Below are 20,617 nucleotides of genomic sequence, written 5' to 3'. Positions count from 1 at the left end.
TTGAATATAATCATAACCAGCAAGATTAATCCGACCCTCTTCTTCACGGAGCCACGATGGCTGAAACAGCAACAACCACAGACCGGCCGACGCCGCCACAACTTCTGGTGATCGCCGATGACTTTACCGGCGCGAATGACACCGGCGTGGCGTTGATCCGGCAGGGGCTGGCGGCCAGCGTGCAGTTTGACGAACACCGCGGCGTGCAGGGCAGCCGCGAAGGGCGTGCGGTGATTTACAGCACCGACAGCCGTGCGCTGAGCGCGGCAGAAGCGGCAGGCAAAGTCACCCGTGCCCTCCGGGCCGGGGCCGCCGCTTTCTCCGGTGGGTATCAGGTGTTTAAGAAAATTGATTCCACGCTGCGCGGCAACATTGGTGCTGAAACAGAAGCGGCGCTGATCGCACTGAATTGCCCGCTGGCGATTGTCGCGCCGGCGGTGCCTGAACTCGGGCGGGTGGTCACCGGCGGGCAGTGCTACGTCAACGGCCATCTGCTGACCGAAACCGAATTCGCCACCGACCCGAAAACGCCGCTGAATACTGCCAGCGTGGCAGCGCGGCTGGCAGAACAAACCTCGCTGCGTGTGCACCATGTCGGGCTTGACGCGCTCAGAGGCGGCGATGTGCAGACAGAGATTTTTGCACTGGTGGCATCAGGCGTACGCATTCTGGTGGCCGACAGCGAAACATCTGAGGATCTGGCGCATATCGTGCAGGCCGCGCAACGCCTGCCGTTCCGCCCGCTGATGGTCGGCGCGTCGGGGCTTATTCATGCGCTGACAGACGCCAGCCAGCGCGGGAGCGGAGAAGTGCCGCTCAGCTCCGCCGTTGAAAAATTGCCGTTGCTGGCGGTGGTCGGTTCAATGAGTGATATCGCCGCACAGCAGATCGCTTTTCTGAGGCAACACCGGGCGGTGACGCTGGTGGATATCGATGTGTTGGATCTGTTTTCGCCGGGCTCACCGGCACGGCAGCTGACGCTCGCCGCGCAGATCAGCGGGGCGCTCGGGCAGGGCAAACACTGCGTGATCCGCACGTCGCAGGGCGCAGCGCAGCGGCATCAGATTGCGCAGTTTTGCAAGCTTCAGCACATCAGCCGTGCGCAGATGGGCGAGCGCATCGCCGCTTTCCTCGGGCAACTGATTGATGAGGTTTTACGACAACCGGGAAAACTGCCGGGCGGGCTGTATTTGTCCGGCGGGGATATTGCGCTGGCCGTCGCCCGCGCGCTCGGTGCAACAGGGTTTGAGATTAAAGGACAGATTGCAGGCTGCGTTCCCTGGGGATATCTGCTCGAAAGCCAGTTCCAGCGGCTGCCGGTGATGACCAAAGCGGGCGGATTCGGCACTGAAAATACGCTACTTGACGTTTTACGCTTTATTGAGGAGAAGGTGAGTGACTAAAATTATCGCAGTAACCATGGGTGACCCTGCCGGTATCGGCCCCGAAATTATCATTAAAGCGTTGGCGGAAGGTGAGCTTTCCGGCACCCAGGCGGTGGTGGTCGGCTGTGCGGCAACACTGCGGCGGATCCTTGCGCTGGGCGTCACGCCAGCGGCGGAGCTGCGCATTATTGATAACGTCTCACAGGCGCATTTCGCGCCGGGCGTGATCAACGTGCTTGATGAACCTCTGGCCAATCCTGAAGCGCTTATCCCCGGAAAAGTGCAGAAAGAGGCGGGCGATCTGGCCTATCGCTGCGTAAAACGCGCGACCGAACTGGCGATGGCCGGAGAGGTTCACGCCATCGCCACCGCGCCGCTGAACAAAGAAGCGCTGCATTCTGCCGGGCATATTTATCCGGGGCACACCGAACTGCTGGCAAAACTCACTCACAGCCGCGACTACGCGATGGTGCTTTACACCGATAAACTCAAGGTGATCCACGTCAGCACACACATTGCGCTGCGCAAATTCCTCGACACGCTCAGTCACGAGCGGGTCGAAACGGTGATCCAGATGGCAGACACTTTCCTGCGCCGCGTCGGATATGACAATCCGCGTATCGCCGTCGCCGGGGTGAATCCGCATGCCGGTGAAAACGGGCTGTTTGGCGATGAAGAAATTAAGATTGTCGGGCCGTCGGTTGAGAAAATGAAAGCCAAAGGGATTAACGTCACCGGCCCGTGCCCGCCGGACACCGTGTTCCTGCAAACCTACGAAGGGATGTACGATATGGTGGTGGCGATGTATCACGATCAGGGTCATATTCCGCTGAAACTGATGGGATTCTATGACGGCGTTAACATCACCGCCGGTCTGCCTTTCATCCGCACGTCGGCTGACCACGGCACCGCGTTTGATATTGCGTGGACAGGAAAAGCCAAGTCTGAGAGCATGGCGATCTCTATTCAGCTGGCCGTACAACTGGCGTAATACTACGTCAGCGGCGCAGGATAAAAAGGAATCACGTTGACCGGACAAAGCCGCCTCGATCAGATTATGGATTATCTGAAAAGCCATAATCTGGTCACCGTAGAACAACTGGTCGCCGCCATTGCGGCTTCCCCGGCGACCATTCGCCGCGACCTGATAAAACTCGATGAACAGGGCGTGATCAGCCGCAGTCATGGCGGGGTGACGCTCAACCGGTTTATCCCCAGCCAGCCGACCACCAATGAAAAGCTTCAGCGCAGTTTGCAGGAAAAGCAGGCGATTGCAGAAATGGCCGCCGCGATGGTGAAACCGGGTGACGCCGTGGTGCTGGACGCCGGCACCACCATGCTCGAACTGGCGCGTAACCTGACGCATCTGCCGCTGAGGGTGATCACCGCCGATCTGCGCATCGCGCTGTTTTTATCCGAGTTTAAGCAAATAGAAGTGACCATTATTGGCGGGCGGATCGACGACAGCAGTCAGTCTTGCGTTGGCGAACATGGCCGTCGTTTGCTGCGCAGCGTCTATCCAGACATTGCGTTTATCAGCTGCAACTCGTGGAGTCTGGATAAAGGCATTACCACACCGACGGAAGAAAAGGCCGGGCTGAAACAGGATCTGGCCGCGAATGCGCGGCGGCGGGTCTTGCTGGCTGACAGCAGCAAATACGGCGCGTACTCGCTGTTTTGCGTCACGCCGCTTTCGGAAATGACCGACATCATCAGCGATAAAGGACTGCCCCCGGAGATCCGCCAGTCATTAGGCGATCAGCCGTTTCACCTGACGCTGGCCTGAAACCGGCAGATTTAAGTAAAAATAAAAAAGGCCGGGCATCCGCAGATGTCCGGCCTTTCTCATTTATGCGCTGTTACGCCGGCGAAAAGTTACGGCCGTAATAGATTTCCTGCATCTCTTTGTATAACAAATCGGTGATCTCTTTGCGCTCCTGCGCGCTCAGCTCTTCCGGTTTGGCATTAAACAGATAATGCTTGAGATCGAATTCCTTCAGCAACATCTTGGTATGGAAGATGTTTTCCTGATACACGTTGACGTCCATCATGTCGTACAGCGCTTTCATATCCTGCGACATAAAGTTCTGAATCGAGTTGATGGAATGGTCGATGTAGTGTTTCACGCCGTTCACGTCGCGGGTAAAACCGCGAACGCGGTAATCGATGGTGACGATGTCAGATTCGAGCTGATGGATCAGATAATTCAGCGCTTTCAGCGGTGAAATCACGCCACAGGTCGACACTTCGATATCAGCGCGGAACGTACACAAACCGCCTTCAGGATGGCTTTCCGGATAGGTGTGCACACAGATGTGGCTTTTATCCAGATGTGCGACCACAGAATTCGGCAGCGGGCCGGGATGTTCGGTGGTATCAACATCGCTCGGATCTATCGGCTCTTCGCTTACTAAGATCGTAACGCTCGCACCCTGTGGTTCGTAATCCTGTCGCGCGACGTTGAGGATATTGGCACCGATAATCGAGCAGGTTTCGGTGAGAATCTCCGTCAGGCGGTTGGCGTTATATTCTTTGTCAATGTAGGCAATGTAGCCATCACGATCGTCTGCGGTTTTGGCGTAGCAGATATCGTAGATACAAAAACTCAGGCTTTTGGTCAGGTTGTTGAAGCCATGCAGTTTCAGCTTTTGCAATTTAGTTCACCCCCTTATGGATGCAGTATCAGCGCGCGGCTGACAGGGCATTCAGTAAATATTGCGGCAGGGCAAAGCTGCCGTGATGGATCGCCGGATTGTAATAACGACAGGTGAGGCCAGCGGCGTCAAAACGCGCCTGCAAGGTCTGGTTATCAATCTGGCGATATTCCGGGCTGTTGGTCGCCCAGGCAAAGGTCATGATGCCGCCGTAATAGGTCGGGATCGCAGCCTGGTAGAAACTGACATCACTGAAATAGTGGCTCAGTTTGGTGTGGCTGTTGACCGCTTCATCCTGCTGGAGGAAGCAGACGCCATTTTGTGCCACGAAAATGCCGCCCGGTTTGAGACAACGGGCACAGCCTTCGTAGAACGCCGACGTAAACAGGCTTTCTCCGGGACCGATCGGATCGGTGCAATCGGAGATGATCACATCAAAGGTGTCGGTGGTCTGATTCACGAAGTTTACGCCGTCGTCGATCACCAGATTGAAACGGGGATCGTCATACGCCCCGGCGCTGTGGTTGGGCAGATACTGGCGGCAAAACTCCACCACGCCGGCATCAATCTCAACCATAGTGATCGCCTCAACGCCCTGGTGGCGGCACACTTCACGCAGCATTCCGCCGTCGCCACCGCCGATGATCAGCACTTTTTTGGCATGACCGTGCGACAGTAAAGGCACATGGGTCAGCATTTCGTGATAGATAAACTCATCGCGCTCAGTGGTTTGCACCACGCCGTCGAGCGCCATCACGCGACCGAGCGCGGCATTTTCGAAAATCACCAGATCCTGATGATCGGTTTTCTCACGGTATATCTCTTTATCGACGCTGAAATACTGACCAAAATGGGCGTGCAGCGTCTCATACCATATTTCTTTGGATGACGGGTTCCTGGACATCTGATACTTCTCCTGAGCCTTCGCAGCCATAAAAATGGGCGCACATGATAGCTAACTCTGACTTTGCATGCACGGTTGCATTTCAGGCAATGATTGTGAATCCAGTGTAGTTCAGCCAGGAAAAGCGGGGAGGAAAGGGAGGAAAAAGTACAGGCTCCGGCATCAGTATGACGGAGCACCCTAACAGGTCATCAGTTGGTGTAAGCCAGCAGGCTCAGCGAATCACGCGCCAGAGATTTACATTTGGTCGGTTTTGGCACCGCAATACCGCTCAGATCGCGGTAGCTGTCTTCACCCATCGCCTGCATATTGAAGCTGTTGTAATTGCTCAGATCCCAGCGGTTTTGCTGGGCAAAAAACACGATCGCCCGTTTGATCTGAGTATTCGGCAATTGTTCATAGCCGCAGTTATTTTTAAGAAACACGAAAACGGCGGTCAGATCCGCCAGATCTTCGGCTTCTGATTCACTTAACGCCTGGCTGGCGGAGGAGAAGCCGAGCAGTGACAGCAACAGCAAACACAGTGTTGTTCTTTTCATGGGCGTGTTCTTGTTCTTTTAAAGGGAAAGAAAATGAGAAAGACTCGGCTCAAACAGCAATAAAATGACGTTACCATATTAGCACAAAGGGTCACGAAGTTTCTTTAGCCCGGCCCGACGCTTGACCTTCCCCCAGGGGCAGGGTTTAGGGTAACAGGCTATAATGCCGCCCGATGCGTTTGCGCCTGGCAAATTCCAATCATAAGGACTGAACATGAACCGTCGCGATTTCGTAAAGTGGACGACCCTGATGGGCGCAGCCAGCGCGTTTCCCGGCTGGAGCCGTTATGCGCTGGCCGAGAGCCGCCCGCCATTGCCGATCCCCGCGTTACTGGAGCCGGATGTTCGTGGCAGCATTTCGCTGACCCTGCAACGGGGTCAGAGTCAGTTCTTGCCGGGCATCAGCACTGACACCTGGGGCGTGAACGGCAATCTGCTCGGCCCGGCACTGCGCATTCGCCGGGGGACGCCGGTCAGCGTCACCGTCAATAACCGACTGGACGTCGCCAGCACCGTTCACTGGCACGGGCTGGAAATTGCCGGTGACGTTGATGGCGGCCCGCAGGCGCTTATCCCGCCAGGGCAAAATCGCAAAGTGACTTTACAGCTCGATCAGCCCGCAGCGACCTGCTGGTTCCACCCGCATCCGCACCAGACCAGCGGGTATCAGGTGGCAATGGGGCTGGCCGGTCTGGTGCTGATTGAAGATGAAGCCAGCGATCTGTTGCAGATCCCGAAACGCTGGGGCGTGGATGACATCCCGGTCATATTGCAGGACAAACGCCTGAATGACGCCGGGAAAATCGATTATGAGATGGATGTGATGACCGCCGCCGTGGGCTGGTTCGGGCAACACATGCTGACCAACGGCGCGGTCTATCCGCAGCACGGCATTTCCCGCGGCTGGGTGCGTTTTCGTTTACTCAATGGCTGTAATGCGCGCTCGCTGCACATCGCCACCAGTGATGGCCGCCCGATGTATGTCATCGCCAGCGACGGCGGTTTTCTGCCGGAACCGGTGAAAGTCAACGATTTACCGCTGCTGATGGGCGAGCGTTTTGAGGTGCTGATTGATTGCAGCGACAGCAAAGCTTTTGATCTGGTCACGCTGCCGGTCAGACAGATGGGCATGACGCTGGCGCCGTTCGACAAGCCGCTGCCTGTGCTGCGCATTCAGCCGACGCTGACCCAAAGCGGCAGCACACTGCCGGACACACTGGTGCCGCTGCCGGCGCTGGTTTCCCTCGATAATCTGCCGACCCGCTGGCTGCAACTGATGATGGATCCGCAACTGGATCAGCAGGGTATGGCCGCGCTGATGGCGAAGTATGGACACAACGCTATGGCCGGCATGAGCATGGATCACGGCGATGGCGAGATGGCCGCCATGCCAGGCATGTCTGATAGCGGTCACGATGCCCACGGCGGGATGGCGGGCATGGACATGAGCAAAGCTTCCGGCAAATACGATTTCATGCAGGGCAATAAAATCAATGGCAAAGCCTACGACATGAATGTGCCTGCATTCGATGTGAAGCAGGGCCAGTACGAGAAATGGACCCTCTCGGGCGAAGGCGACATGATGCTGCATCCGTTCCATATCCACGGCACCCAATTCCGTATTCTTTCTGAAAACGGTCAGCCGGTGGCGCCGCATCGTCAGGGCTGGAAAGATATCGTGCGCGTTGAAGGCGCGCGCAGCGAAGTGCTGGTGCGCTTTAATCATCTGGCGGATAAGCAACATGCATACATGGCGCACTGCCATCTGCTGGAACACGAAGACACCGGCATGATGCTCGGATTTACCGTTTCTGCATAAAATCCTACCTGTACCCGCCCGGCGCGTGACCCGTCGCCGGGTTCTTTGATATAATCCTTTCCGCTTCAAGGTCGCCGTTTTGCTGAAAAACGGCGATAAATATCCTCAAATCAGGTGGTTAGTCTTTATATGAAACATCGCGTAGACGTCATGATTTCCGAGCAGGAAGTCAAAACCCGAATTGCCGAGTTGGGCCGTGAAATCACCGAACACTACCGCGACAGCGGCAGCGAAATGGTGCTGGTTGGGCTGCTGCGCGGTTCCTTCATGTTTATGGCTGACCTGTGCCGCACCGTCGATGTGCCGCACGAAGTCGACTTCATGACCGCCTCCAGCTACGGCAACGGCATGTCCACCACCCGTGACGTGAAGATCCTTAAAGATCTCGACGAAGACATTCGCGGTAAAGATGTCCTGATCGTCGAAGACATCATCGATTCCGGTAACACGCTGAGCAAAGTACGCGAACTCCTGCAACTGCGCGGCCCGAAATCTCTCGCCATCTGTACGCTGCTGGATAAACCAGAACGCCGCGAAGTGGACGTGAAAGTGGAATACGTGGGTTTCGCCATCCCCGACGAATTCGTTGTCGGCTACGGCATCGACTACGCCCAGCGCTACCGCCATCTGCCGTATGTGGGCAAAGTTGTGATGCTGGACGAGTAGTGTCTGGCTATCCGTTTTAGCCATTTTGGGCGCGGGCAGTAATTCATTCCAATAAAAACGGCCTTCAGTTTGAAGGCCGTTTTTTTATCCAGAACAGGTGACAAACACGCAGGGTTTGAACGGTCCTTTCTGAATGGATTCAAGGGGATTGGCTGATTCGTGCTTTTATATCAATCCGGTTGTGATTATTTACGTGCTGCATGACTGGCTTTATCAATGACCGTTGTGCCGGGTTCTAAAACAAGTCAGACGTTCTCAAGCTCTAATTTTTCGGCCAGCCGGTGCAGGGCGCAGACGGACATCACTTCCTCTGCTGCCTGTGAAAATGCCGACCAGTTGGCGGCTATAAACCCCGCAACCACCTCTGCTTCCTCTTTATTCAATTCCATCAACTTTCCTTAACACCTTAAAATCTCTGCGCATTATATTATTAACGAATGATATTAATTTGTTTTGTGTCATTTAAATGGAGATTTCTGTTGTAAAGAAGGTTATGGATAGTCATACACAATCCTTACATTGAGTGCCCACATCCTGTCCACGCCTGAGCATCGTTACAGGTCTTAGAGCGGCTTACACAACATTTAACTCATTGATTTATAGTGATGGCGTTGTAAGTGCAGGAAAAAGAAAGGGTAAAAAAGGCATATTTTTTTTAAAAAAAGTTGTTAATTATATGAATTAAATGGATATGTTATTGCTAAAAATATACATCTGGGATTACAGTGTTTTACCTTACAGGCGGGTAATTACCCACGGTGGATGAGATGACAAATCAGGACGATATACAAAGTGCGATTCGTGACGCTAACGAAAGGGAACGTTATATCTGGCGTCGTGCCCGTTGGTTTATGAAGGCCGTATGGGTTTGCCTTTTTATATACGCAATATTTCCAATGTTGATTAAGGTATACCACTGTTTTTGAAAGAATCTTACACGATTCATTCAGATTTAACGTTGTCACAAATCCAGTGCTGCCCCGGACTGACCTTACATCGCTTTAGGATGTTGCAGGGCGCGCAGTTATGCATTGTCGGTTTCCGCAGCACCTTCACTTTTTTTGCTTTGGTTTTTTCGTATGCAGCCAGCCACGCCGATGTCGCCCGGGTAATCCTTCCATTCCTACCTCATTTAACAGTGCAATGGGTTTTTCAACTATAATTCCCATATATTTCTGAATGTTATGCATAGCAATTATCTGCCACCTAAATGCTTCACCTGCTAAATAGACAATCTTTGCCTTGCGGTAGAAGTCCATATTGTTCAAGTGGCTTTTGAGGTGTATGTTTTTCCCACAAAACATAAGGAGTTGTTAATAATGGCTATACCAGCATATTTATGGTTGAAGGATGACGGCGGTGCGCTCATCAAGGGCGGTTCTGATGTTAAAGACCGCGAATACAGCATTGAGGTCAAAGGCTTCCACCACAACCTGATGATTCCCACTGATAACGCCACAGGTAAAGTCACTGGCACACGTATGCACTCACCGCTATTAGTCGTGAAAGATTTCGATAGTTCTAGCCCTTACATTTATAAGGCTGTGGCAACTGGTCAGAATCTGGAATCAGCTGAAATCAAATGGTATCGAATTAACGACGCAGGGCAGGAAGTGGAGTATTTCAACATGCTTCTTGAGAAGGTTCGGATAGTGTCCATCTCTCCAGCTATGGCAACTGGTGACAACACGCAAGATAACCATCTGGAAACTGTAGAACTACGCTACGAAAAAATCACGTGGAAGCATAACGACGGCAACATTATCTTTGCTGATTCGTGGAATGATCGCCAGACAGCATAATGTGAAAAAGGGGCATAGCGCCCCTTAATCGTATAACCATCTTCCAGCTTTTGCAGACTCAATAATCATCTCCACCGTAAGAGGTTTGTACACCTTGTTTTTGTACTCTCTCCTAAGCCGAAACCACCACCACGGCAATTCAGGCTCAAAATAATTGTCGAGATTAAAATTGTTATAGCTGATGCCATACCGAGTGAACAGGTCAATCAGCATTTCCCCTAATTCGTCTGTCACTAAATTAAAGTGTTCCTGAAACGTCCAGTCCTTGCTAACTGGCTTTCTCCACTCACTGTATTTTTCCGTGATGTAATCGAGAATCTCATTTTCATCTATTTCCATCAGAAATACGTCCACGCGATACGGTCTTGAGGGTAGGCGATAAGGTTGTATTTGTTGCGTGTATCTCTTGCCACCAATTCAAAAATTATTGCCGCCTGAACGTAGCCTAAATGCGGAACCCAACGACCAACAATCGTACCAATCTGATTTGTGTTCCTCACCTGACCATAAGCGATTGTGGGAATTTTTAGATTGTTTGGAAGCTTTGCATCCTTGAAGATTCTGCGTGACATTTTTGATGCAATGCTTGTTTTGCTTCCCTTTGAACCTAGGACTTTGCGCTTGGGTATAAGTGGCGCTCCTGCAATGATGGTTGCTGCCGTTTCTATTTCTATTCCGGTGTAATTGGAGAAGGACTCCAAGAAGATTAACCAGAACAGTTCTTCTTTAGTTACGTTGTCGTTGCCGTGATAGAAGTATGTTCCGCCAAGTGTTTCAGTAGTATCCATCTAATTAGCGTCCCTTATTGGTATGCAGTATCGAAATACTATCATCAAGAATGTGGGGAATGAGCTTAAAAAGAGGTTTTCGGATTTTGTGCAGGGGGGGAATTTACCGGGTTAAGGCGATACGCATCATTCAAATGCAGCCCAGTTCGACACTGGGTAAAAGCTCTTGACCAGACCACCAAAGCTGATCTTCGCACCGCGGCCTGGTGCCTCCAGCTCCCATCGCTCAGCTTTGATGTCATGTTTCAGCAATTCCTGTTCAATCTGAGGTATCTGTGCCCGTTCTTCAGTAGTCAATCTTGCTGGTGGAGCAATATCGCGCCCCTTTGTTGGGTCAAAAGTTCGCTGCGCCTTGCTGACTCTCTGCATATCTTCACGTATGCGTGCAACAATCGCCTCACGGCGGCTGTGTCTGTCCAGTCAATCACTTGCAGGTTATGAGAATTGGATGGTGTTGGCGCGCTCCCAGCCTTGCTATCACGCCAATTTGTAGCCTGTTTCTTTCCACCTAACCCATAGTTACTGACAGAACTCCAAGGCGCACCGGAGGCGCTTTTTTGCGGTCAAAACCTCAGAATCCACGCTACGTCATTGAGTGGTACGCGTTTCATCAACATGAGATCCGCCGAGGTGGTGCGCGAAAATGCCCACAACTTTTTTCACTTCTTCATCGCAGGTATTCAGCTCATTGGCAACGCGACGTGCTACGCAAACAGTCTGTTCGTCACGCGCTACATGAGTGCCGCCCTGGCACTCATATAAGCCATAACGTCACCGGCACAGAGTCCGTCAGCAGTTCGCCGGTTTCGGCATTCTCCAGGTCGGGGCTTTTCTGATAATCCAGATTCGACAGGCGGCGGGAACATAATCACCCTGCAAAGAATTCCCGGACACGCGAATATTAACCAGACAATGGTCTATGCTCACTTCGCGCCGGACTTCCTGCAGGACGCCATTTCCTTCAATCCACTGAGGGGAAAAGCGGGGCAGGAGTGTCCACATCCTGTCCACACCTGAGCATCATTACGAGTCTTAGAGCGGCTTACACCATGTATAACTCATTGATTTATAGTGATCGCGTAGTAAGTGCAGGAAAAATAAATAACAAAAAAGGCACATTTTTGTGCCTTTTGTTTTTTGAATTTCTGTAGAGTAGTGCGGCTTGTTATTGCGGGTCGCCGTTGAGCAGGGCGGAGACACCCTGGCGGTAACGCTGTTCCAGCGTTTCGCGGCTGGTGGCGTCGACTTCGAGGTTGCGCAGACGTCCGTCCTGAATGCCGTAAACCCAGCCGTGCAGCGTGACTTTCTGGCCGCGTTTCCAGGCCGATTGCATCACGGTGGAGTGGCCGAGGTTATAAACTTGTTCAACCACGTTCAGTTCGCACAACTTGTCGAGGCGCTTTTCTGGCGACAGTTCGCCCAGCAGGGAGCTGTGTTTGTACCAGATGTCCCGGATATGCAACAACCAGTTATTTATCAAACCCAGTTCAGGGTTTTCAACCGCCGCCTGCACACCGCCACAGCCGTAGTGACCGCAGATAATCACGTGTTCGACTTCCAGCACGTCGATAGCATATTGCACCACGGACAGGCAGTTAAGGTCGGTGTGAATGACCAGGTTGGCAACGTTACGGTGAACGAAAAGTTCACCCGGCTCCAGCCCTGTCAGGCGTTCGGCAGGCACACGGCTGTCAGAACAGCCAATCCACAGGAAACGGGGTTTTTGAGATTGGGAAAGCCGCTCAAAGAAACCAGGATCTTCATCAATCATGGTTTTGGACCAGGCTGCGTTATTGCTGATGAGTCTTTCTATGTCATTCATTGATGTTAATAGCCTGTGTTACGAGCTGACTGCGATGGAGTAATATAGGGCAATGCCCCGACTTTTCAAACTGATTCGGCATCTCCGTTTACTCATTCTTACAACAGGGTTTTCACAAGAAGGTACGCTCCCTTTATGAATTACGCATTGGAACTGGAAAAGTTAACCAAAACTTACGCCGGTGGTGTACAGGCTTTGCGTGGAATCGATCTGCGCGTCGAAGCCGGCGATTTTTATGCCCTGCTTGGGCCGAACGGTGCGGGTAAATCCACCACCATTGGCATCATCAGTTCACTGGTCAACAAATCCGCTGGCAAAGTGCGGGTGTTTGGTTACGACATCGATAAAGACATCGTCAACGCCAAACGCCAGCTCGGGCTGGTGCCGCAGGAATTTAACTTCAACCCGTTTGAAACGGTCATGCAGGTGGTGGTGAATCAGGCCGGTTATTACGGCGTGCCGCGTCCGCTGGCGCTGCAACGCGCCGAAAAATACCTGACCCAGCTGGATCTGTGGGGCAAACGCAACGAGCGTTCGCGCATGCTGTCCGGCGGGATGAAACGCCGTCTGATGATCGCCCGTGCGCTGATGCACGAGCCAAAACTGCTGATCCTCGATGAACCGACGGCGGGCGTGGACATCGAACTGCGCCGCTCAATGTGGGGCTTCCTGAAAGAGCTGAATGCGCAGGGCACCACCATCATTCTGACCACGCACTATCTGGAAGAAGCGGAAATGTTGTGCCGCAACATCGGCATCATTCAGGGCGGCCAGCTGGTGGAAAACACCAGCATGAAAGAACTGCTGTCGAAGCTGAAATCCGAAACCTTCATCCTGGATTTAGGGGTGAAAAGCCCGCTTCCGGTGCTGGAAGGCTACCGCAGCCAGCTGACGGACACGTCAACGCTGGAAGTGGAAGTGATGCGCGAGCAGGGCCTGAACTCGTTGTTCAGCCAGCTGAGTAAGCAGGGTGTGCAGGTATTGAGTATGCGTAACAAAGCGAACCGTCTGGAAGAGCTGTTTGTCACGCTGGTGAACGGCAGCGAGGAAAAGAAATAATGTCGCAACTGTATTGGGTGGCACTGAAAAGTATCTGGCTGAAAGAGATCAACCGGTTTGGGCGCATCTGGATCCAGACGCTGGTTCCGCCGGTCATCACCATGACGCTGTATTTCATCATCTTTGGGAATCTGATCGGCTCGCAAATTGGCAGCATGCATGGTTTTACTTACATGCAGTTTATCGTACCGGGCCTGATCATGATGGCGGTGATCACCAACTCGTACGCCAACGTGGCGTCGTCGTTCTTCAGCGCCAAATTCCAGCGCAATATTGAAGAGCTGCTGGTGGCACCGGTGCCGACGCACGTGGTAATCGCCGGTTATGTCGGCGGCGGAGTGGCGCGTGGGATCTGCGTGGGGATCCTGGTGACCGCGATTTCCCTGTTCTTCGTGCCGCTGGTGATCCATTCCTGGTGGGTGATCGCGCTGACGCTGCTGCTGACTGCGATCCTGTTCTCGCTGGGCGGCCTGCTGAACGCGGTGTTTGCGACAACCTTTGATGATATCAGCCTGATCCCGACCTTCGTGCTGACGCCGCTGACCTATCTGGGTGGCGTGTTCTATTCGTTGTCCCTGTTGCCGCCTGTCTGGCAGGCGGTTTCCAAGCTCAACCCGATCGTCTACATGATCAGCGGTTTCCGCTACGGTTTCCTGGGGATTTCTGACGTGCCGCTGGTGTTTACCATGAGCGTGCTGGTGGCGTTTATTGCGGTGTTTTACCTGCTGGCCTGGTACCTGATTGAACGCGGTCGCGGACTGAGAAGTTGATTTTTGCTTTGCGCCTCCCCCTTCGCAGGGGGAGGATTTTATCAGGCCACCTGAACCGGCACGGCTTTCGCGGTGCGTTTCAGCTGGTTTTCACCTTCGAAATAGGCCACTTTCGGTTTGTGCTGACGAGCCTGTTCATCTGACATCTGCACGTATGAACAGATGATCAGCAGATCGCCGACGCAGGCACAGCGCGCTGCCGCACCGTTGACCGAAATAATCCGCGAACCGCGTTCTGCCGCGATGGCGTAGGTCGAAAAACGCTGACCGTTATCAACGTTATAAATATCAATCGCTTCGTATTCCAGAATGCCTGAGGCATCGAGAAAATCCTGATCGATGGCGCAGGAACCTTCATAGTGCAAATCTGCCTGAGTGACGTGAACCCGGTGCAATTTGCCTTGCAGCATAGTGCGAATCATTGCTTCTACCCTTACTGACGTAAAAAGTCTGAGAATCTGCCGGGCTGAATACTAAAAATCCGATATCCAGCCGGCCAACATCTTTGCTGATTTGATCCGCGCTGTCTACTGCGTCAGATCAACCTGCTGGTTATCAATCAGCCGTGCCTTGCCCAGCCAGGCAGCCATCAGGATCACCGCTGACGTGCTGTCCACCGACAATTCCTGCAAGGTTTTCGCATCACGGATAAACAGTTCGTCCGGTGTGAAACCCGCCTGACGAAGTTGCTGTGCCGTGTCCTGCAACATCTCATCGATATGGCGCTCGCCCTGGCTCAGACGTTCCGCCAGCGCGTTCATGATCCTGTTCAGCTGTGGTGCGAGTTTACGTTCATCATTGGTCAGATAACCGTTACGTGAGCTCAGTGCCAGGCCGTCTTTGGCGCGCACAATCGGCACACCGATAATCTCGATGTCATAGCCCATGTCTTCCACCATGGTGCGCAGCAGCGCCAGTTGCTGGAAGTCTTTCTGGCCGAAACAGGCCACCTGCGGTTGCACCAGATTGAACAGCTTGCTGACGATGGTCGAGACGCCACGAAAATGCCCCGGACGGCTCGCACCTTCCAGAATGGTGGAAATTACCGGCACATCGACCTGCGTTTGCGTCGCTAAACCTTTCGGATAGATTTCCGCAGGCGAAGGAGCGAACACCAGATCCACGCCGCGTTTATTCAGCTTCTCGCAGTCTTCCTGCAAGGTGCGCGGGTAGCGTTCGAGATCATCCGGGCGCTCGAACTGCATCGGGTTGACGAAAATACTCACCACCACCACGTCGCCACGCGCTTTGGCTTCTTCCACCAGCGTCATGTGGCCTTCGTGCAGATTGCCCATGGTCGGCACCAGCGCTATGCGTTTGTTATTCTTACGAAAATCCCGGATTTCGCGACGCAGCAGCGCCACGCTGTCAATGATCAACACGGATAGTGTCCCCGATTATTTAAAGGAATGTTCTTCGCCCGGATACACGCCTTGCGCGACCTGATCGACGTAAAGGCGGACTGCGCCACGAATATCACCGGCTTCGCTGAGGAAGTCTTTGGCGAATTTCGGCGTGTGACCGCCGGTGATGCCGAAAGCATCATGCATCACCAAAATCTGGCCGTCGGTGACGTTACCGGCGCCAATGCCGATCACCGGAATGCTCAGCTCCTCGGTCACGCGGCGCGCCAGTTCAACGGGCACACATTCCAGCACCAGCAGTTGTGCGCCAGCTTCTTCCAGCATCATCGCATCTTTGATCAGCTGGTTAGCGGCGACTTCATCGCGGCCCTGCACCTTATAGCCACCGAAGATATTTACTGACTGCGGCGTCAGCCCCAGATGGCCGCACACCGGCACGGCGCGCTCGGTCAGCATGCGGACCGTGTCACACAGCCAGCTGCCACCTTCCAGTTTGACCATATTACCGCCCGCGCGCATCAGCACGGCAGCGCTTTCAAACGCCTGCTCCGGCGTGGCGTAACTCATGAACGGCAGGTCAGCCAGCAATAACGCGTGAGGTGCGCCACGACGCACGCAGCGCGTGTGATATGCAATCTCTTCTACGGTGACCGGCAGCGTGGAATCCTGACCCTGAACGACCATGCCCAGAGAATCGCCAATCAGCATGACGCTGATACCCTGTTCGGCGAACAGTTGCGCGAAACTGGCGTCATAGGCGGTAATGGTCGCAAATTTATGTTTTTCCTGCTTCCATTGGCGAAGCTGGCTCAGCGTGGTTGGTTTCATGAACACTTTCCTTTGAATAATTCATCGGATGAATATGATGCCGGTATTCTACTGTATGTGCTGAAAGGCAAACAGCACGATCAATGCGTGGCTCATTGATCCAGCTCTTAAGAAATGATTAAGAAGCGTCACCTATAATGGCAAAAACGGAGGGAACCATGCGAATTCTGTTAGTTGAAGACGACAAAATGATCGGTGACGGTATTAAGGCCGGGCTGACGAAACTGGGGTTTACGCTCGACTGGTTCACCGACGGGCTGACCGGCAAAGCTGCGCTGGACAGCGCGCCTTACGATGCCGTGATCCTTGATTTAAGCCTGCCGGGAATGGACGGGATGCAACTGCTGCGCGAATGGCGAAATGCCGGACGCGATACGCCGGTGCTGATCCTCACCGCGCGGGATGCGCTGGAGCAACGCGTCGGCGGGTTGCAGGCCGGTGCCGATGACTATCTGTGCAAACCCTTTGCGCTGGTGGAAGTGGCGGCGCGTTTACAGGCGCTGATCCGCCGACGTCACGGCGTTGTCACCTCAAAAGTGATCCACGGCGGTATCGAGTTTGATCCTGCTGCGCGCAGCGTCACGCTCAACGGCGACACCGTCACCCTGACGCCGCGCGAAGTGGCGGTGCTGGAACTGTTTCTTAATAACAAAGGCCGCGTGCTGGCCCGTACGCTGATTCAGGAAAAACTCTATAGCTGGGACGATGAGGTCAGCAGCAACGCGGTCGAGGTGCACATTCACCATCTGCGCAGCAAGCTCGGCAAAGGGTTTATCCGCACCGTTCACGGCGTCGGTTATACGCTGGGCGATGCACAATCAGGGGAACCGGTGTGAAAGAACTGAAAAACCTCAGTCTGCGCCTGCGGCTGATCCTGATTTTTTCAGTGCTGGCGCTGCTTACCTGGCTGATTGCCAGCGGCGTGGCATGGCATCAGACCCGTAAACACATCAACGAAGTGTTCGACACCCAGCAAATGCTGTTTGCCAAACGCCTTGCTGCCACCGGCCTCGGTGAGCGTCTGAATGAGCAGAAAAATACCGAACTGCCGGACACCAAAAAATGGGTGCACAAAGGCTCACGCGGCCATACCGATGATGACGCGCTGACATTTGCCATCTTCAACCGGCAGGGCGATATGTTGCTCAACGACGGGGAGAAGGGCAGGCACATCCGTTTTGACCGCGACACGCTGGGCTTTAAAGATGTCGAGCTGAAAGGCGATGACGATCTTTGGCGGATGGTCTGGCTGACCTCGCCGGACGGGCAATACCGCGTTGCCGTCGGGCAGGAATATGATTACCGCAATGACATGGCGTGGGGACTGGTCAGCGGCCAACTGACGCCGTGGCTGGCGTCTTTGCCGGTGCTGCTGCTGGCACTGATTTTGATGGTGACGCTTGAATTGCGGCCGCTTCGCCGTGTGGCAGAAGGTCTGCGGCAGCGTTCGCCGGAAGACGCCACGCCAATCAGTACCGATAAACTGCCGGGTGAAGTCTTGCCGCTGGCGGATGCGCTGAACTCACTGTTTACGCGAACCGGTGAAATGCTGGTTCGCGAGCGTCGTTTCACGTCCGATGCCGCGCATGAGTTGCGCAGCCCGCTGGCCGCGCTGCGGGTGCAAACCGAAGTGGTACAGCTTTCCGGTGACGACACCGAAATGCGCGAACATGCGCTGGAAAACCTGACCACCAGTATCGATCGCGCCACGCGGCTTGTGGATCAGTTGCTGACGCTTTCACGGCTGGAAAGCTTTGCGGAACCGGAAACGCTCGAGCGTGTCGACTGGTCTTCGCTGGTCGTGCAAAGTCTGGCGGAACAGGATCAGCGTGCGCACAGTAAAGGGATCGAACTGCGTTTTGAGCACCATGGCACGCCACCGGAAATGCGCGGACAATCGCTGCTGTTATCGCTGATGGTGAGAAACTTGCTGGATAATGCGATCCGCTATTCGCCTGCCGGGACTTACATCACCATTACGCTGGATGCGCAGGGTTTATGCGTCGCCGATCAGGGGCCGGGGATCACCGGTGAACATCTTGCCAGGCTGGGCGAGCGTTTTTACCGGCCACCGGGACAGGAACAAACCGGCAGCGGACTGGGGATTTCGATCGTGCAACGGATCGCACAGTTACATCAGATGAAGGTGGTCTACAGGAACAGGGCAGAAGGGGGGCTGGAAGTGCGGGTAAGTCGCTGAGCGACTTACCATTTCGTCAGGCCATTCAGGGGAACGCGTGCGAGCAGGCTTTGCAGCGTTTCACCGTCCGGGAACACCAGTTCAGGTGCCAGATCCGCCAGCGGATAGAGCATGAACTCGCGGTTTTTCATGTCGTAATGCGGCACGATCAACCGCTCGGTATTGATCACCTGATCGCCGTAAATCAGCATATCGAGATCTAACGTCCTCGGCCCCCATCGCTCCGCTTTACGCACGCGCCCCTGGTTTTTTTCAATCGCCTGTGTGCAATCGAGCAATTGTTCAGGAGGGAGGAGGGTATCGAGCGCCACTACGGCATTGAGATAATCCGGCTGATCTTGCGGCCCCAGCGGTTTACTGCGGTAAAACGGTGAGGCGGCCACAAAATGGGTGCGCGGCATGTGTGCCAGCGCCTCCAGTGCGCAATTTACCTGGTCCAATGGACGGGCAAGATTACTGCCCAGAGCCAGGTAAACGCGGATCATTGACCGCTATCCTTACGCGGAGCAGCCCGTTTGCGCGGACGGCGGGTGCGCGCACGGCGTGCCGGCACGGCATCTTCACCCAGCGTACCCAGCATCGTTTTCTGGGAGGCCGGAGTGGCTTCCTGGAATTCGCTCCACCATTCGGTCAGGCTTTGCAGTTCGCGATGCTGTTCGACGTCGGCACGCAGTGCCAGTAAATCGAAGGCGGCACGGAACTTAGGATGCTCCATCAGTTTGTGCGCACGCTTGCCCTGACGGCGTGAAAGACGCAGCTGCAATGCCCAGATATCACGCACCAGCGTGGTGATACGTTTAGGAATGGCCAGCGTGCGGCATTGCTCATCCAGCACATCGTTCATCGCCAGAGAGAAGGCGTCGTAATAGGTCAGACCGCCTTCCTGCGCGAGTTTCTGTGCATGTTCAATCACCGGATACCACAGCATGGCAGCGAACAGGAACGCCGGATTGACGCGCTGATCGTTGTGCAAACGGTGATCGGTGTTTTTCAATACCTGCAACAGGATGTGTTCCATCGGGCTATCGCCGGCTTCAGTAAACTGGCGGGCTATCAGCGGGAACAACGGCTGGAACAGCTGGTATTCGCAAAGCTTCTTGTAGGTGGCGTAACCGTAACCGGCCTGCAACAGCTTCAGGGATTCTTCGAACAGACGCGCTGGCGGAATTTCCTGCAACAGCGTGGCCAGACGTGGGATCGGCTCGGCAGTTTCCGGGCTGATTTTCATGTCCAGTTTTGCCGCGAAACGTACTGCACGCAGCATACGCACCGGATCTTCGCGATAGCGGGTTTCCGGATCGCCAATCAGACGGATAATGCCGTTTTGCAGATCGCGCAGACCGCCGGTGTAATCACGTACCGTAAAGTCGGCAACCCCGTAGTACAGGCTGTTGATGGTGAAGTCACGGCGCTGGGCATCATCTTCGATGGTGCCGAAAATATTGTCGCGCAGCAGCATTCCGTTCAGAGCCTGCTGGGATACATTCTTGTCGTCAGTTTCTTCGTACTGTTCGTGATGACCACGGAATGTCGCAACTTCGATGATTTCCGGGCCAAACATGACGTGCGCCAGACGGAAACGGCGACCGACCAGACGACAGTTACGGAACAGCTTACGAACCTGATCCGGCGTGGCGTTGGTGGTGATATCGAAATCTTTCGGTTTTTTATCCAGCAGCAAATCGCGCACGCCGCCACCGACCAGGAAGGCTTCAAAGCCAGACTTGTTCAGGCGGTACAGCACTTTCAGCGCGTTTTCGCTGATGTCACGACGAGAGATGTTGTGCTCATCGCGTGGAACAATAGTGATCGCGCGGGTTTCACCGGCATAGTCAAACGACGGACGAGGCTTCTGTACGTGCTCGACGGGGGCGCGTGGCTCACTGCGCTCACCGCGTTGATCGTTGCGTTCGCCGCGAGGCTGATAAGGCGTGGAGCGGCGATTGTTGTTGTTACGGCGCTCGCCCCGGTTCGCGTTGTCTTCCCGGCGGCCGCGATTTTCACGGCGTTGGTCGTT

At 54.2% G+C, this 20,617-nt stretch carries 23 protein-coding genes; 10 read left to right on the top strand and 13 right to left on the bottom strand.

The genetic code is table 11. The features are described from left to right. Positions 1–56: 56 nt before the first annotated feature. The 3 genes from ED901_RS00230 to ED901_RS00220 are packed head-to-tail and all read left to right on the top strand — an operon-like array spanning position 57 to position 3,171. The gene (locus tag ED901_RS00230; protein ID WP_122094133.1) at positions 57–1,403 is read left to right on the top strand and encodes a four-carbon acid sugar kinase family protein; all 1,347 of its coding nucleotides are present in this window, start codon (positions 57–59) and stop codon (positions 1,401–1,403) included. After that, a complete protein-coding gene (locus tag ED901_RS00225) occupies positions 1,396–2,376 on the top strand; it encodes a D-threonate 4-phosphate dehydrogenase (RefSeq protein ID WP_122094131.1) in 981 nt (326 codons plus the stop codon). Before ED901_RS00230 ends, ED901_RS00225 begins: the two co-directional genes overlap by 8 nt. Before the next feature lie 36 nt (positions 2,377–2,412). After that, the gene (locus tag ED901_RS00220) at positions 2,413–3,171 is read left to right on the top strand and encodes a DeoR/GlpR family DNA-binding transcription regulator (protein ID WP_056777098.1); all 759 of its coding nucleotides are present in this window, start codon (positions 2,413–2,415) and stop codon (positions 3,169–3,171) included. 73 nt (positions 3,172–3,244) lie between these two features. On the opposite strand, the gene speD is transcribed toward ED901_RS00220, so the two are convergent. The 3 genes from speD to ED901_RS00205 form a co-directional block, all read right to left on the bottom strand. After that, complete coding sequence (speD, locus tag ED901_RS00215) at positions 3,245–4,039, bottom strand: adenosylmethionine decarboxylase (RefSeq protein ID WP_056777103.1); 795 nt, start codon at positions 4,037–4,039, stop codon at positions 3,245–3,247. A gap of 28 nt (positions 4,040–4,067) precedes the next feature. Continuing rightward, positions 4,068–4,943 (bottom strand): polyamine aminopropyltransferase, encoded by an 876-nt coding sequence (gene speE / locus ED901_RS00210; RefSeq protein ID WP_122094129.1) that lies wholly within the window; start codon positions 4,941–4,943, stop codon positions 4,068–4,070. A 191-nt stretch (positions 4,944–5,134) separates the two neighbouring features. Beyond that, the gene (locus ED901_RS00205) at positions 5,135–5,482 is read right to left on the bottom strand and encodes a YacC family pilotin-like protein (RefSeq protein ID WP_056777109.1); all 348 of its coding nucleotides are present in this window, start codon (positions 5,480–5,482) and stop codon (positions 5,135–5,137) included. A gap of 214 nt (positions 5,483–5,696) precedes the next feature. Here ED901_RS00205 and cueO point away from each other — a divergent pair, with 214 nt between their 5' ends. Beyond that, positions 5,697–7,301 carry a multicopper oxidase CueO gene (cueO, locus tag ED901_RS00200; RefSeq protein ID WP_122094127.1) on the top strand — a complete coding sequence of 535 codons (1,605 nt, stop codon included), beginning with the start codon at positions 5,697–5,699 and terminating at the stop codon, positions 7,299–7,301. 129 nt (positions 7,302–7,430) lie between these two features. Then, a complete protein-coding gene (hpt, locus tag ED901_RS00195; protein ID WP_056777114.1) occupies positions 7,431–7,967 on the top strand; it encodes a hypoxanthine phosphoribosyltransferase in 537 nt (178 codons plus the stop codon). Positions 7,968–8,212: 245 nt separating this feature from the next. On the opposite strand, the gene ED901_RS24995 is transcribed toward hpt, so the two are convergent. Then, positions 8,213–8,356, bottom strand: coding sequence for a hypothetical protein (locus ED901_RS24995; RefSeq protein WP_162997792.1), 144 nt, complete (start codon positions 8,354–8,356; stop codon positions 8,213–8,215). Positions 8,357–9,286: 930 nt separating this feature from the next. Between ED901_RS24995 and ED901_RS00185 the strand changes: the two genes are divergently transcribed. Then, the gene (locus ED901_RS00185) at positions 9,287–9,769 is read left to right on the top strand and encodes an Hcp family type VI secretion system effector (protein ID WP_056774710.1); all 483 of its coding nucleotides are present in this window, start codon (positions 9,287–9,289) and stop codon (positions 9,767–9,769) included. 24 nt (positions 9,770–9,793) lie between these two features. Here the strand turns inward: ED901_RS00185 and ED901_RS00180 are convergent, their stop codons facing one another. From ED901_RS00180 to can, 4 genes are all read right to left on the bottom strand, one after another. After that, positions 9,794–10,108: a DUF1493 family protein gene (locus ED901_RS00180; RefSeq protein WP_056774712.1), complete on the bottom strand. Its 315-nt coding sequence runs from the start codon at positions 10,106–10,108 to the stop codon at positions 9,794–9,796. Next, positions 10,108–10,557, bottom strand: coding sequence for an STM2901 family protein (locus ED901_RS00175; RefSeq protein ID WP_122094123.1), 450 nt, complete (start codon positions 10,555–10,557; stop codon positions 10,108–10,110). Before ED901_RS00175 ends, ED901_RS00180 begins: the two co-directional genes overlap by 1 nt. Positions 10,558–10,683: 126 nt before the next feature. Next, positions 10,684–10,926, bottom strand: coding sequence for a hypothetical protein (locus tag ED901_RS25180; RefSeq protein ID WP_205965055.1), 243 nt, complete (start codon positions 10,924–10,926; stop codon positions 10,684–10,686). A 796-nt stretch (positions 10,927–11,722) separates the two neighbouring features. Next, positions 11,723–12,379, bottom strand: coding sequence for a carbonate dehydratase (gene can, locus ED901_RS00160; RefSeq protein ID WP_056774718.1), 657 nt, complete (start codon positions 12,377–12,379; stop codon positions 11,723–11,725). 135 nt (positions 12,380–12,514) lie between these two features. Between can and ED901_RS00155 the strand changes: the two genes are divergently transcribed. Both ED901_RS00155 and ED901_RS00150 read left to right on the top strand, forming a co-directional pair. Then, entirely contained in the window at positions 12,515–13,438 is a 924-nt protein-coding gene (locus ED901_RS00155) for an ABC transporter ATP-binding protein (protein ID WP_056774722.1), read from the top strand. Continuing rightward, on the top strand, positions 13,438–14,208 hold the full coding sequence (locus ED901_RS00150; protein WP_056774725.1) for an ABC transporter permease: 771 nt from the start codon (positions 13,438–13,440) through the stop codon (positions 14,206–14,208). The genes ED901_RS00155 and ED901_RS00150 overlap by 1 nt, the downstream gene beginning before the upstream one ends. Positions 14,209–14,249: 41 nt before the next feature. Here ED901_RS00150 and panD read toward each other — a convergent pair whose 3' ends face one another. From panD to panB, 3 genes are all read right to left on the bottom strand, one after another. Continuing rightward, a complete protein-coding gene (gene panD, locus ED901_RS00145; RefSeq protein WP_056774729.1) occupies positions 14,250–14,630 on the bottom strand; it encodes an aspartate 1-decarboxylase in 381 nt (126 codons plus the stop codon). A gap of 105 nt (positions 14,631–14,735) precedes the next feature. Next, complete coding sequence (gene panC / locus ED901_RS00140) at positions 14,736–15,590, bottom strand: pantoate--beta-alanine ligase (RefSeq protein ID WP_122094121.1); 855 nt, start codon at positions 15,588–15,590, stop codon at positions 14,736–14,738. Between the two features lie 15 nt (positions 15,591–15,605). Further along, positions 15,606–16,400 (bottom strand): 3-methyl-2-oxobutanoate hydroxymethyltransferase, encoded by a 795-nt coding sequence (gene panB / locus ED901_RS00135; protein ID WP_112287803.1) that lies wholly within the window; start codon positions 16,398–16,400, stop codon positions 15,606–15,608. 158 nt (positions 16,401–16,558) lie between these two features. Here panB and qseB point away from each other — a divergent pair, with 158 nt between their 5' ends. Both qseB and qseC read left to right on the top strand, forming a co-directional pair. Beyond that, a complete protein-coding gene (gene qseB / locus ED901_RS00130) occupies positions 16,559–17,236 on the top strand; it encodes a quorum sensing response regulator transcription factor QseB (protein ID WP_122094119.1) in 678 nt (225 codons plus the stop codon). Positions 17,237–17,241: 5 nt separating this feature from the next. Next, positions 17,242–18,600 carry a quorum sensing histidine kinase QseC gene (gene qseC, locus ED901_RS00125; protein WP_122094587.1) on the top strand — a complete coding sequence of 453 codons (1,359 nt, stop codon included), beginning with the start codon at positions 17,242–17,244 and terminating at the stop codon, positions 18,598–18,600. Between the two features lie 5 nt (positions 18,601–18,605). Here the strand turns inward: qseC and folK are convergent, their stop codons facing one another. Both folK and pcnB read right to left on the bottom strand, forming a co-directional pair. Beyond that, on the bottom strand, positions 18,606–19,085 hold the full coding sequence (gene folK, locus ED901_RS00120; protein WP_122094117.1) for a 2-amino-4-hydroxy-6-hydroxymethyldihydropteridine diphosphokinase: 480 nt from the start codon (positions 19,083–19,085) through the stop codon (positions 18,606–18,608). After that, positions 19,082–20,410, bottom strand: coding sequence for a polynucleotide adenylyltransferase PcnB (gene pcnB, locus ED901_RS00115; protein ID WP_205965064.1), 1,329 nt, complete (start codon positions 20,408–20,410; stop codon positions 19,082–19,084). Before pcnB ends, folK begins: the two co-directional genes overlap by 4 nt. Positions 20,411–20,617: the final 207 nt, after the last annotated feature.

It is taken from the genome of Rahnella sp. Larv3_ips (genome assembly GCF_003697865.1).
In the GTDB taxonomy this organism is placed as follows: Bacteria; Pseudomonadota; Gammaproteobacteria; order Enterobacterales; family Enterobacteriaceae; genus Rahnella; species Rahnella rivi.
The sequence above is the reverse complement of the archived record's forward strand: the minus strand, read 5'-3'. Positions and strand labels throughout refer to the sequence as shown.